Origin of the sequence: Stenotrophomonas sp. SMYL86, assembly GCF_036320025.1 — a bacterium.
In the GTDB taxonomy this organism is placed as follows: domain Bacteria; phylum Pseudomonadota; class Gammaproteobacteria; order Xanthomonadales; family Xanthomonadaceae; genus Stenotrophomonas; species Stenotrophomonas maltophilia_A.
Window position 1 is genome coordinate 147,226 of record NZ_JAWIRU010000008.1, and the last position, 12,520, is coordinate 159,745.

Sequence of the window (12,520 nt, forward strand, 5' to 3'; positions counted from 1 at the left end):
CGCGCGCACTGGCCAGCGGCAAGGCCGAGCGACTCTGAGCGGTAGTGCCGGCCACTGGCCGGCAATGTGGGGTGCCGGCCAGCGGTCGGCACTTCCCTGGGAACATCAACCGCAGCTGGCGCGCTCGATGCGGTTCTGCGCATCCACCTGCACGGTCACGCGGTCCTGGCGGAAGTCCATGGTCACCGCCATGCCCGGCTTGACCACCCGTGCACCGCGCGCGCCGCTGTCAGCCACCAGTTTCTTGATCGTGGCTTCGTCGGCGGTCTTGCCGGTGAAGGCTTCCAGCGCCTCCGGCCTGCATTCGTGCGCAGTATCGGCCACGGGCGCCGGCGCGGGATCGTGGGTGGTGCTGCTGCCGGCGTGACTGCAGGCGGCCAAGGGCAGGATGGCGAGCAGGACCAGGGGATTGAGGCGCATCGTCGGGCTCCAGGCATGGATGGTGGCGGCAGTGTCACCGCTGCCACCGTCAGGCTGCGTCAACGCCTACTGCCCGACCAGCGCCAGGGTTTCGCGCTCACGTTGTTCTTCCCGTACCAGCCGCTGCAGCAGCAGGGCCAGGGTCACCACGTCCTGGTGGTTGTGGTCGGCCACCCGGCGCAGGTTCACCGCGTCGCCGCCGCGCAGGAAGCGCAGCCATGCGCCCGGCGCTTCAGAACCGGGCAGGTCGTCCTCGCGCACCACGCGCAGCAGCTGGCGCTCGATGGTGGACAGCTTGCAGTTCTCCCACGTGCCGCGATAGCGGCGACGGGTCGGATAGAGCAGGTCGACGTGATCCAGCGCGCTGATCGGGCAACGCTGGCGGGCCAACCGGTAGCGCGCCTTCAGCAGCGGCGCATCGTAGCTGCGGCCGTTGTAGCTGCAGAACACGGTGGACGGCTGCAGCCAGCGGGCGAAGGTGGCCAGCATCGCGTCCTCGGCGGCCATCGTCGCCATCAGCAGCTGGCGGATGCGCAGGCCTTCGCCGCGTTGCGGGCACACATGCCAGTCGGCGGCACCGATCATGAAGGCACGGGTGCCGGTGCCGCCGGCCAGGCCGGTGGTCTCGGTATCGAAGAACAGCAGATCGCGTGGGGCCACGTGTTCGCCTTCGCGGCGGGCGAAATCCAGTGACAGCGGCTGTGCCGGAATCGGCTGCGGCTGCAGCGATTCGATCAGGAACAGGCCCGGTGCGATTTCCTCGCCGGGCAGCTGGCGATCCTGCGCGCTGGCGCGTGCCGGCGCGGCTCCACCCCGCGAACGCAGGCCGAGCAGGCGATGCAGGCTGCCCACTTCCGGCCGACGCAGCGGTGCGGGTGCCGGTGTGGAGGCCGCTGCACCGGTCGGCTTGTGGCGGACTTCCTGTTCGACCCAGGCGAACACCGAACGCTCGGCCGGTGGCTGCCGCGCATCGTTGGCGGCAACCGGTGCCGGCGCTGCGGGCGGCGGCTCGGGCGCAGCCGGCGTGACTGCCTTCGGGTCACCGGCCTGCTTCCGCAGCAGGCGCAGCTTGTCCAGGCTCAGGCTCACGGTGCCAGCAGCTCCATCGGATCGCTCGTGGTCACCACCACGTCGGGCACGTGCCGGCAGGCCTCGGCATCGAACAGGTCCAGCACACGCAGCGCCAGCGCACGCGGCGAGGTGTCATCCTCTTCCTGCGCGGCCAGCACCGGGCCGACACAGGCCGGGCAGCCGGCCTTGCAGTCGCAGCGCTGCACCAGTTCGCGCGCGCGCTGCACCAGCTCGGCCTGGCGCTGCCACAGCGGTTCGCTGAGGCCGACGCCGCCGGGGAAGTTGTCGTACAGATACACGGTGGGCACGAACTCCTGCAGCAGTTCCACCACACCAGGATCACCTTCGCTGCCGCGCAGTTGACCACGGCCGCTCTGGTCGGCGATCGCGAACCAGGCACCATCGCCGTTGCCGACCGACTTCTGCAGGTCGCGCGCATCGGCCATCACCGCGACGGTGGCGACGATGTGCAGCGCATACGCGGCGCCGAGGAAGCCATCCAGCGCATCCTGCTTGCTGGCGAACGCGCGCAGCAGCAGTGCCTGCGGCAGCTGCCACCACACCGCAGTGGTATGCAGTTCCTGGTCGGGCAGGTTCACCGGACCGTAGCCGATGTTCTCGTGGGTGTAGTAGCGGATCTTCTTGTAGCCGGCCACGCGGCGCACCACGTGCACCTCGCCATGGTGCGAATCGCCACGCCCGGCCACGCCGCCGTCGAAGCGGTCCAGCACCTTGAGCTTGGTGAAGTCGATGCTGTCGGTGTAGTAATCCACATGCGTGCGGGTGACATAGGCCTTGCGGCCGTCCCAGTCGAGCGTCTCCACCTGGTAGGGCGTGGACTGCACCATGTGGATGGCGCCTTCGTACAGGGTGAGTGCGGCGGCGGAATAATCGACCTCGGCGATGATCTGCTGGCGGCCATCGCTGCGATCGACCACCACGAAGTTGCCGTCGGCCACCGCGCGCAAGCTGACCGCGTTGGCCGGATAGCTGTCGGCAATCCATTCCCAGCGTTCGCCTTCGCGATGGATCACCTCGGTTTCGGCCAGCGCTTCCAGGAACACTTCCGGGTCGATCGGGCCGAAGCCATCGCCGACCCGGAACGGCAGCTCGAAGGCTGCGCAGCGGATGTGGTCGAACAGGATCAGTGGCTGGTCCGGCGCGATGCGCGCGTGCTCGGGCGAAGCCTCGGCGAAGAAGTCCGGATGCCGCACCACGTACTGGTCCAGCGGCTGCGAACTGGCCACCATCACCCCAAGCGCCGGCTGCTGACGGCGGCCGGCACGGCCGAAGCGCTGCCAGGTGGCGGCCACGCTGCCGGGGTAGCCGTTGAGGATGACCACGTCCAGGCTGCCGATATCCACGCCCAGCTCCAGTGCCGAGGTGCTGACGATGCCGTCGATGTTGCCGGCACGCATCGCACGCTCGGTCTCGCGGCGCTCGGTGGGCAGGTAGCCACCACGGTAGGCGCGGATGCGCGGCGGCTTGCGCGGGTCGTGGTCGAAGATGTCCTTCAGGTACTTGGTCAGCACCTCGACCATCAAGCGGGTCTGCGCGAACACCAGGGTCTTCAGCCCGGACTTGATCGCGATGCGCGCGATACGGTTGCTCTGCGAGCGCGCCGAGGCACGCAGGCCCAGGTCCGGATTGATCACCGGCGGGTTCCACAACAGCACCTGCTTGGGCCCGCTGGGCGCGCCGGATTCGGTGATGGCGGTGACCGGTGCCTCGATGAGCGCCTCGGCATGCGCCTGCGGGTTGCCGATGGTGGCCGAGCACAGGATGAACTGCGGTTGCACGCCGTAGAACGCGCAGATGCGCTTGAGCCGGCGCAGCACGTTGGTGACATGGCTGCCGAACACGCCGCGATAGGTGTGCACCTCGTCGATGACGATGTAGCGCAGGTTCTCGAAGAACTGCGCCCACTTGGTGTGATGCGGCAGGATCGCCTGGTGCAGCATGTCCGGGTTGGACACCACGATGTCGCCGTGCAGGCGGATGGCCTGGCGCGCATCGCCCGGGGTGTCGCCATCGAAGGTGAAGGCCTTCACCCCGAGGTCGCCGGCACGGTTGAGTTCCAGCAGCTCGGCCACCTGGTCCTGGGCCAGTGCCTTGGTCGGAAACAGGTACAGCGCCTTGGCCTTGTCCTGCATCGCCGCGCTGACCACCGGCAGGGTGTAGCACAGCGACTTGCCGCTGGCGGTGGGGGTGACGATGGCCACGTGCTCGCCGCGCTGGCTGGCGTTCCAGGCCTCGGCCTGGTGGCTGTAGAGCTGTTCGATGCCACGCGCCTTCAGCGCTGCAGCCAGGGCCGGCGGAACCGAATCGGGAATGGGCGCATAGCGGCCTTCGCGGCCGGGAATGGCAAAGCTGCCGGTGATGCGGTCCTGGTAGCGGCGCTGCAGGCGCGCGCTGAGCAGTGCGCCGTCGCGGGCGGGCAGGCCATCGCGGGTGGCGAGCTTCTGCTCGGCATCGGCGGTGCGCTTGGCGAGTTCGTAAGCCATGGAAAGTGGAGCCGGGACGGATTGCGAGGGGTCACATGGCACCACACTCACGTCTCAGGATGTGAGACACCGCACACCAAGGGCATGAACCGTTCAGTGCTCGCGTCCCGTGGCGTCGCCGCATCTCCCCTGGCTGAACAGCTGCCCGTGCAGCAACGAAATCTGAAGCCGGTATCCGTATCCTTGGGCGCTGGACGCAACCAACAGGGTGGATGGCTGTGGCACGACGTGGAACGCAGGGAGCCGTCCTGGCCAGCATGCTGCTGGCCGGTATCGCGCAGGCGCAGCAGGCCACGCCGGTAGCGGTGCCCGACCCAGCGCCCGAACCTCCTGCAGATGCGCCGGCGGCAACCACCGCGCCGATCTCCACCACCCTGCCGCAGGACAACGTCACCACCCTTGGCGAAGTGCGTGCGCTCAAGCCCGAAGACGAGCCGCTGGATCTGTACCGTTTCAAGAACCCGGTGAAGTTCGGCGACAACCGCTTCAGTCGCGACTGGAGCGAACCGCCGTCGCCGGAGCAGGTCAGCATGGGCGGTGGCTACATCATGATGGGCGTGGTCAAGGGTGTGATGGCGGCGGCCAAGGGGATCAACAAACTCACCGGCGGACCGGCGCAGATCCAGGCCGCCGTGGCGCGGCCACCGCCGGAGCTCAGTGCCGAACAGCAGCAGCGTGCGCTGCGGTTCTCCCAGGAGCAGGATGCCGGCGATGCACCGCCGGTGAAGTAGGCCGGTATATCCTGCCGGCTCCCCACCGGTAGTGCTGCCATGTTCCTGCGTTCGATCTGCCTGCTGGCCGCATCGCTGCCGGCGTCCGCCTTCGCTGATGGCATCGCCGGTGATGGCGCCTGCCGCAATGGCGCGTTTCCCTCTGAACAGAGCCGGTTCGCCCTGGCGCGGGTGGTCGATGCGCCCCGTCTGTACCTGCTTGGCGACATGGACGGCTGCCCGGCGAAGGGCGAACCGGCCTGCCGACAGCGCAGCTATGTGGTCAATGGCGATACCGTGGTGACCGGGCGTGATCTTGGCCGCTACCGCTGCGCGTTCTTCCCGAACAAGGTGGGTGGCAGTGCTGGCTGGGTGGACCGCAGCAAGCTGCAGGCGTTGCCGGTGGTCGTGCCGTCGCTGCAGGATTGGGCGGGCCACTGGAAGGACGGCGACAACGGCCTGCGCATCACCGTGCAGGGCGGGCAGCTGCATGTGGAGGGTGACGCCTACTGGCCCTCCGCCAACCCTACGCCGGAGCAGCGTCCCTACGGGCCGAACATGGGCCAGGTGGAAGCGCGCGCGGCGCCGCGTGGTGCCGATGTCGAGTTTGTAGAGGACACCTGCAAGGTGCGCGTGCATTCGCTGGGGGAGGTGCTGATCGTGGTCGACAACAGCGAATGCGGTGGCATGAACGTGCGCTTCAACGGCGTGTACCGGCGCGCCGGCACGCGTTGACCCCGCGGAAAGGCGCCAACCAAGGTTGGCATCTACCAGGGCAACCGGCCAGTAGATCCACGCCATGCGTGGATGCTGTCCGCGATCCAATCGATGGGCTCAGCGTCGCCGTTCCAGCCACCACAGCAGCGATGCGCACAACACGAACGCCAGCCACCACGGCCAGCGTGGGCCTGCCACGGGTTGCATCACTGACGCGTCTGCCGGCGTGCTGGCAGCCAGTGCACGCGTGGTCGCATCGATCATCGCCTGCCGATGCAGCGTCGGTGCATCCTTCGGATCGAACACATAGCGCCAGACAACGATGTCGCCGTGCTGCAGGCGCTGCCAGCCCGGTTCGCGGGGCCACCAGCCAGCGCAGCGCAGCGCCGACGTCGCGCCATCGACGATCAGGGGTACATCGTCGCCACGCCTGTTGAAGACCTGCAGCGGCGCCTGCACACCGCACAGCGTCTGTCGTTCGCCTGCCCAGCCGATCGGTTGCGGTGACCACAGCGCATCAGCGCTGCCCTGTGCACGTGCCAGCGTGGCCACCACGCCGCTCCACAGTTCGCCGTGGCGGTCGTCGCGCCCGGCCAGTACCCAGCGCCAGCTGTCGGTCAGCGGCAGCAGGCCGATGCGGCCCTTGCCGGCAGCGCGCCAGCCACCGACAGCCTTGCCCGTGCCATCATGCAGCAGGGCGGTGCTGCCCGGTGCCTGCAGCGCGAGTGCTTCCAGCGCAGGCAGGGGAGCATTGTGCGAGCTGCGGTCAGCCTCTTCGCCGTAGCCGGTTGGCAGCGTACCCGCGGCGAGCGGGCCACGCCGTGCGGCGAGGACCGCGCTGTCGCCGTCGCCGGGAAGTTCGAGGGTGCGGCTGCTTCCATCGCCCTGCACCGGCAGGCCCAGATCGCGGAGGCGCTGGCGCGCGCTGGCCGAAGGTGCGCCCGCACCGCGTACCAGCACGCCTAGTCCCTCGCGCAACGCCTGCCGCACGGCAGCCAGCTGGCCGGCACTCAATGCGGCCAGGCTGCGCTCGTCCAGCAACAGCAGATCGCTGCGCGCGAGTGACGCCGCATCCAGCGCGACCGCGCCATCTCCCACGCTGACACCCGCCCCGGTATCGGCCTGCACCTGCACGCGGATGCCGGCATCGGCCGCCCAACGCCGCAGGTACTTCAGCTCTGGACCCGGCGCACTGGCGCGCACCAGCAGGCGCAGCGGTGCGGCCGGCAGGGTCTGCTGCGGCACCGGTACGCTGTCCACCACATGGCCGTCGGCATCGAGCAGGCGCAGCTGGAACACGCTGCGGCCTTCGGCGCGGGCGATGCCGCTGAGCTTCACGCGCCCGTCCTCGGCAACGTCCGTGCGATCAACCACGCTGTCGGCGGGGTCAAGCAGCACTGCTTTCGCTTTGGCCGCGCCACGCGCCTGTGCCTGGACGTCAAAACGAGCACCGGGAGCGACATCGGCCGGTGGTTGCAGTGCGATCCAGCCGCGCGGCTCCGGTGCGGCCTGCCAACGTACATCCGGTGGCAGCAGCGCGTCACGGTCACGTGCGGCCAGGCCCGCACCGACCAGTGTCAGTGTGGACGCCGGATGCTGGCGCAGCGCGGTGGCCAGGTCGGGAACGCGCTGTGCGCCGGGAATGTCGGCAGCTTCGGGCAAAAGCAACAGCGGGCCTTCGCTGGCCGGGAGCGCGCCGGCCTTGCCGGCATCGGTTCCGAGCACGACCAGCCCGCCTGCGGGTTGCTGGCGGGGGGGCGGTACCAGGCAGAAATACAGCAGCGCGGCGACGATGATCTGCAGTGCGATCACGATCCACCGGCGGCCAGGGTGGGCGGTGTTTCCACGCAGCTGGCGCACGCTGGCGATGACCACGATCAGGGCGAGTGCCAGTGCAATCCACAGGTTCACAGCGGAGGCGTTCATGGCTGCGCCTCCAGCGCATCAAGGTACCGCTGCCCCATCGCATCGGCGGCACTGCGCCGCATCACCTGCGGCAGCGGACGCTGCAGCGCCCGCCACAACTGTGCACGCAGGCGCTGGCGACAGTCGTGGCAACCGGGCTCGATGCGCAGCTGCTCGATGGCCGCAGCCAGATCGAGTGCATCGGGCAGGTAGGCCGCGTTGCGGTGCTGCCAGGTCGCGAGCGCATCCAGATCCGGCGCGCCGGTGTCGTCGCCGAGACGCTGCCAGGCTTCAACGATGGCCGGATCGGGCGGGGTGCGGGCGGCCAGCGGCAGTTCACGACTGGCCAGCCCGGCACGGTCACCGCCGAGGCGGCGGCCTTCATCGATCGGTGGCAGCTCCGGCCCGACCCGGGCCAGATAGATGCGTTCGGCCTGCTGCACCTGCTTGATGAAGCCCAATGCCTTGTAGGCGAAGGGCAATGCCTGCTCCGGACGGCCCTGGCGCAGCTCGCCTTCGGCCGACCACATCTGGTCCAGCGCGGCCTTCAACGTGGCGCGGGTCTGTGGATCGAGCAGGGTGGCCGCCTCGGCGTGGTCATGGGTGTGTCCGTACTCGGAGAGCACGTCGGTGGCGCTGCCGAACACCGGTGGCGTATCGGCATTGGACGCCTTGCCGCCGTGATCGTGGCCATGCTCATCGTGCGCTCCGGCCTCGGCGCCATGGTCGTGATCGTCGTCGTGATCGTGGTCGTCTGCGGCGGGCGTATCGCTGGTGGGCAGGTCGCTGGTCGGCGGTGGCTTCGGCGCACCTTCGCTTTCCTCACCCAGGAACTGGCCGTAGCGCAGGCGCAGGATGCGCTGGTCGACGCCGATCGCATCGCTGCGCTTCACGAAGTCCTCGGCGGCGAGAGTGCGGCGCTGCCGGATCAGCGCTTCGGCATCAATGATGATCTGCCGCTGGCTGCGGAAGTAGGCCGGCAGGGTCTTCTTGATGCGGCCTTCCAGCTCTGCACCGAGTGCGACTTCGGCGCTGGGCAGGCGCAGGATCACGCTGCTGCTGCGCCCGGTCTGCGGCGTGGGCGCATGGTTGTCGCGCACCTCCAGCTGGGCGATGACATCGTTGCCCGGTTGTGCGCCCAGCGCAGCCAGATCAAGGGTGTGGGCGAAACGCCGCGCGGTGGCTTCGCCGCTGCCGGCAAGCGTGACGCTGCGCTTCACGAAGGTGATGTTCTCGCCGCTGCCCTGGGTGGTGGTGATCGACAGCGTTGCCTGCGCCGCGACACCGTAATCGTCGCTGGCCTCGAAGCGCAGCGCCCACTGGCGTTGCCCCGGCGTGCCCAGCACCAGGCTGGCGGAGGGCTCCAGCACGCGCACGCTGGGCGCGCGGTCGGCCACTACATCCAGCCGATGCAGGCGGGTCTCTGCCAGTGCCGGTTCGCTCACCACGCGGTACAGCACCGGCGTGCGTGCCACATCCTGCGCCTGCCACTGTCCATCGTGCTCGCTCAGCGGCAACCGGCGACCATCGTGGAACTGCAGCCATGCCTTGGCCGGTGCGCGGTCGAAGCGCAACGACCACGACAGCTGGCTGTCGGCGGCGACCTTTGCATCCAGCGTGCTCTGCGTCAGCGTGGCTTGCCCGGTGTAAGCCGGTGCGTCGATGCGCAGGCGACTGGACTGCAGTTGCAGCGGGCCTGCGGACGCCGTGCTGCCGGTCGTGGCGGAATGAACGGCTGCCGGGTCTGGGTTCGAACGCGGCCAGCCGAACGGGAGCAGGGCAACGGCCAAGCCACCGATCCAGCACAGCATCACCGCCAGGTGCGGCCAACGCGGACGCAGCTCCGGCATCGCGCGTTCAAGCGTGGCCAGCACATGCACACGCTGGCGCTGCTGCAGCGGATTGAGCGTGGTGGCGTCGGCGAACAGCAGATCGGCGCTGTCTTCGCTCGTACCGCTGCCATCGAGTTGGCGCTGCAGCCACTGGCGGCCCAGCTGGCGGGCACGTGCAGTGGCGAAGGCCGCGCAGGCGAGCAGGCTGACCGTGGCGACCACGCAGGCGATATCGAAACCGGACAGCCGCAGTGCGAGCGCCGTCGCAGCCAGCGCCCACGGCAGGCCCAGCAGCAGGGTGATGGCGGCGCGGCGACGACGCGCACGTTGCCAGGCATGCTGCAGCGTCTTCATGCGATCGCCCTGCGCCGCGCGCTGCTGGCCATCCAGCGTTCCAGTGCGAACAGCAGCACGATTGCCAGCAGAAGCCACGCCGTGGGCTCACGCACCGGCGATGCTGCGGCGGGCAGTGCAATCTGGCGCGGCGCCTGGTCCTGTGCATCGCCCACGCGTGGCGACGGCGGCGGCTGCAGGGCCAGCAGCAGGGAACGCGGCAGCTGTGGATCGCGCAGCGCGGTGTTGCTGGCGGCATCCCAGTCACCCGGTAGTGACAGCAGGCGGCCAAGGCCGACACGTTGCTGCCACAACAGCGGCACGCCTTCGGCGCTGCGCAGCAGGACCTGGGCTTCCGTGGCGGGCTTGGTGGCGATCAGCACACTGCCGCCGTCGCGCAGCCAGGCCTGCCAGTTCGCCGGCAGTGCGTCGTTGCGGCTCCATACGCCAATCTCGCCGCGTTCGGGCAGGGCATCCGCCACCAGAGGAGCGAGCGGCGCCTGCACGCCCCATGCGCGCTGCAGTGCATTCAACCAGTGCTGGGCAGCGGCCGAAGCATCGCTGTGCACGCGCAGGCGCGGCGACGTTGCGGCACGCGGTTGCGCAGTGACCGGCATCGGCTGCGTGTGCCATTGCACCTCACGCGACAGCTGCAGGCGGGCGCCATCCAGGCCGGGCAGGGGATCGGGAACGTGCACGGTCAATGCGGTGCCAACGGGCAGCTGCGCGTCCAGTTCGCGCAGCAGGCTGGGCAGGGATGCGCTGGCTGCAGGTGGCGCCTGATCAATGGCCGGGAAGCCGGGCGCCAGCCAGTGCCAGTTGCCATCCTTGGCCGTGCCACGCAGCGCCGTGGCATCCAGTCCTGGGGCCACCACCGTCCACGCACTGGGGGTCGGAGCGGGACCGGTCAACGCAGGCCGTGCCAGCAACAAGGCCAGCGCGGCCAGCAACAGCAGGCGCACCAGCAGCAACGGCCAGTCATCGAAGCGGATGCGCTGGCGTGGCCGGATCTGTGCGCGCAACCAGCGCAGCGCGGCGAAATCCAGCGGTGTGTACGGATGGCGGCGGGCGAGGTGGATCAGCAGCGGCAGCAGCCATGCGGCGAGCGCGGCCAGACCCAATGGGAACAGCAGGGTCATGCACCGCCCCCACGGCCAAACAGCGCCTGCAGTGGTTGGTCCAGCGGCTGGTCGAGCCAGCCGGTGGCACTGGCGATGCCGCTGGCCTGCAGGCGCGACTGCAATGCGCTGCGTGCGTCAGCGAAGCGCTGCAGGTAGTCGGTGCGGATCGCCGCGCCATCGCCCAGCAGTTCCTCGCCGGTCTCCGGATCGCGGAAGCGATGGCCGGCGTCGAACGGGAAGTCGCGTTCGTCGGCAGTCAGGATCTGCAGCAGGGCCACTTCGCGGCGCGCGCTGGCCAGTTGTTCCAGCAGCACGATGCCGGCTTCATCAAAGCCATCGCCAATGGCCAGCAGTATGTCGCCCGGACGCACGCGCTCCCACAGCGGGCGCAGGCGATCGGCCGCAGGCCAGCCACCGCGCGCCTGCAGCGCATGAAGTTGCAGATGCACGCGGTCACGCTGGCGTGCGCCGTTCGCTGCGGGCACCAGTTGCAGTCCATCGCCGTTGATCGCCAGCAGGCCGAAACGGTCGCCCTGCTGCAGGGCCAGTTCGACCACGCAGGCGGCCACGCCGCGCATGTGGTCCAGGCGCGTGCGCTGTGGTGCCGCGCGATCGGCCTGGCCGGCCGAGGCGGTGGCATCGAGCAGCAGCCAGACCGTGATCGGGCTTTCGCGTTCGGATTCGCGCACGAAGAAGCGGTCCGAGCGTGCATACAGCTTCCAGTCGATCTGGCGCAGTTCGTCACCCGGCTCGTAGGCCCGGTACTGGGCGAACTCCAGGCCGGCACCACGGCTGCGGCTGGCGTGCTGGCCAATGCCGCTCGCACCGCTGGCCAGGCGCGGCCGCAACCGCAGCAGGCGCAGGCGCGCACGCAGTTCCGGTGGCAACGTCAGCGGGGCACCTGCGTTCACGCGTGGCTCAACCCGGGAACGGCACGGCCTGCAGCAGGGCGGCGACCACGTCGTCGGCACGCTTCTGCTCGGCCTCGGCGGCGAACGACAGCAGCAGGCGATGGCGCATCACCGGTGCGGCCAGTGCCTGCACATCCTCGCGGGTGGCGGCGAAGCGGCCCTGCAGCAGTGCGCGTGCCTTCGCCGCCAGCACCAGCGACTGCCCGGCGCGCGGGCCCGCACCCCACTTCACCCACTGGTTGATCGCCGCGGGTGCGCCTTCGCCTGGGCGGCTGGCGCGCACCAGGCGGGTGATCCAGGCCAGCACATCAGGGCTGACATGCACCTGGCGTACTGCGGCCTGCAGGGCGATCACCGCTTCGGCATCCATCACCTTCGGCACCGCGTCGGTGGCACCGCCGGTGGTCTGCTCCAGGATCTGCCGTTCCTCGTCTTCGCTGGGGTAATCCACCAGCACGTGCAGCAGGAAGCGGTCCAGCTGTGCTTCCGGCAGCGGGTAGGTACCGGCCTGCTCGATCGGATTCTGCGTAGCCAGCACGAAGAATGGCGCGGGCAATGCGTAGGTGGTGCCGGCGTAGCTGACCGTGCGTTCCTGCATCGCTTCCAGCAGCGCGGCCTGGGTCTTGGGCGGGGTGCGGTTGAGTTCGTCTGCGAGCAGCAGGTGGGTGAAGATCGGGCCCTGCTGAAAGCGGAAATGGCGATGGCCGGTGCCGTGGTCTTCCTCCAGCAACTCGGTGCCGAGGATGTCGCTGGGCATCAGGTCCGGGGTGAACTGCACGCGCCGGAACTGCAGTTCCAGCGCCTGCCCGAGCGAGCGCACCAGCAGGGTCTTGCCCAGCCCCGGGGCGCCTTCCAGCAGGCAGTGGCCGCCGGCCAGCAGGCCGATCAGCAGCTGCTCGACCACGGTGTTCTGGCCCACCACCGCGCGTGCGAGCGCAGCGCGCAGATCGTGCAGGCGCGGCAGCAGGGAGTCGAGGTCAGCGGTGGTCATGGGCG

The 12,520-nt window shown here is 69.4% G+C and carries 10 protein-coding genes; 2 read left to right on the forward strand and 8 right to left on the reverse strand.

Annotated elements, in window-relative coordinates:
- Positions 1–105 precede the first annotated feature (105 nt).
- The 3 genes from V3B64_RS11080 to V3B64_RS11090 form a co-directional block, all read right to left on the reverse strand.
- Positions 106–420, reverse strand: coding sequence for an I78 family peptidase inhibitor (locus V3B64_RS11080; protein ID WP_125893021.1), 315 nt, complete (start codon positions 418–420; stop codon positions 106–108).
- Between the two features lie 66 nt (positions 421–486).
- Positions 487–1,509, reverse strand: coding sequence for a ribonuclease H-like domain-containing protein (locus tag V3B64_RS11085; protein ID WP_329914151.1), 1,023 nt, complete (start codon positions 1,507–1,509; stop codon positions 487–489).
- A complete protein-coding gene (locus tag V3B64_RS11090) occupies positions 1,506–3,995 on the reverse strand; it encodes a DEAD/DEAH box helicase (RefSeq protein WP_329914152.1) in 2,490 nt (829 codons plus the stop codon). Before V3B64_RS11090 ends, V3B64_RS11085 begins: the two co-directional genes overlap by 4 nt.
- A gap of 212 nt (positions 3,996–4,207) precedes the next feature.
- Here V3B64_RS11090 and V3B64_RS11095 point away from each other — a divergent pair, with 212 nt between their 5' ends.
- Both V3B64_RS11095 and V3B64_RS11100 read left to right on the forward strand, forming a co-directional pair.
- Positions 4,208–4,726: a hypothetical protein gene (locus tag V3B64_RS11095; RefSeq protein WP_012509660.1), complete on the forward strand. Its 519-nt coding sequence runs from the start codon at positions 4,208–4,210 to the stop codon at positions 4,724–4,726.
- Between the two features lie 39 nt (positions 4,727–4,765).
- Complete coding sequence (locus V3B64_RS11100) at positions 4,766–5,440, forward strand: hypothetical protein (RefSeq protein ID WP_121504998.1); 675 nt, start codon at positions 4,766–4,768, stop codon at positions 5,438–5,440.
- A 99-nt stretch (positions 5,441–5,539) separates the two neighbouring features.
- Here V3B64_RS11100 and V3B64_RS11105 read toward each other — a convergent pair whose 3' ends face one another.
- The 5 genes from V3B64_RS11105 to V3B64_RS11125 are packed head-to-tail and all read right to left on the reverse strand — an operon-like array spanning position 5,540 to position 12,515.
- Entirely contained in the window at positions 5,540–7,348 is a 1,809-nt protein-coding gene (locus V3B64_RS11105; protein WP_121504999.1) for a hypothetical protein, read from the reverse strand.
- A complete protein-coding gene (locus V3B64_RS11110; RefSeq protein ID WP_329914153.1) occupies positions 7,345–9,513 on the reverse strand; it encodes a hypothetical protein in 2,169 nt (722 codons plus the stop codon). Before V3B64_RS11110 ends, V3B64_RS11105 begins: the two co-directional genes overlap by 4 nt.
- A complete protein-coding gene (locus V3B64_RS11115; protein ID WP_329914154.1) occupies positions 9,510–10,631 on the reverse strand; it encodes a BatA domain-containing protein in 1,122 nt (373 codons plus the stop codon). The genes V3B64_RS11110 and V3B64_RS11115 overlap by 4 nt, the downstream gene beginning before the upstream one ends.
- Positions 10,628–11,524 carry a DUF58 domain-containing protein gene (locus V3B64_RS11120; RefSeq protein ID WP_329914155.1) on the reverse strand — a complete coding sequence of 299 codons (897 nt, stop codon included), beginning with the start codon at positions 11,522–11,524 and terminating at the stop codon, positions 10,628–10,630. Before V3B64_RS11120 ends, V3B64_RS11115 begins: the two co-directional genes overlap by 4 nt.
- 7 nt (positions 11,525–11,531) lie before the next feature.
- Complete coding sequence (locus tag V3B64_RS11125) at positions 11,532–12,515, reverse strand: MoxR family ATPase (RefSeq protein ID WP_049461571.1); 984 nt, start codon at positions 12,513–12,515, stop codon at positions 11,532–11,534.
- Positions 12,516–12,520 lie beyond the last annotated feature (5 nt).

Bases quoted from the DNA above. Each gene is read 5' to 3' on its own strand.
- V3B64_RS11095 (WP_012509660.1), top strand. From the start codon at position 4,208: ATGGCTGTGGCACGACGTGGAACGCAGGGAGCCGTCCTGGCCAGCATG.
- V3B64_RS11090 (WP_329914152.1), bottom strand. From the start codon at position 3,995: ATGGCTTACGAACTCGCCAAGCGCACCGCCGATGCCGAGCAGAAGCTC.
- V3B64_RS11105 (WP_121504999.1), bottom strand. From the start codon at position 7,348: ATGAACGCCTCCGCTGTGAACCTGTGGATTGCACTGGCACTCGCCCTG.
- V3B64_RS11100 (WP_121504998.1), top strand. From the start codon at position 4,766: ATGTTCCTGCGTTCGATCTGCCTGCTGGCCGCATCGCTGCCGGCGTCC.
- V3B64_RS11080 (WP_125893021.1), bottom strand. From the start codon at position 420: ATGCGCCTCAATCCCCTGGTCCTGCTCGCCATCCTGCCCTTGGCCGCC.
- V3B64_RS11125 (WP_049461571.1), bottom strand. From the start codon at position 12,515: ATGACCACCGCTGACCTCGACTCCCTGCTGCCGCGCCTGCACGATCTG.
- V3B64_RS11110 (WP_329914153.1), bottom strand. From the start codon at position 9,513: ATGAAGACGCTGCAGCATGCCTGGCAACGTGCGCGTCGTCGCCGCGCC.
- V3B64_RS11115 (WP_329914154.1), bottom strand. From the start codon at position 10,631: ATGACCCTGCTGTTCCCATTGGGTCTGGCCGCGCTCGCCGCATGGCTG.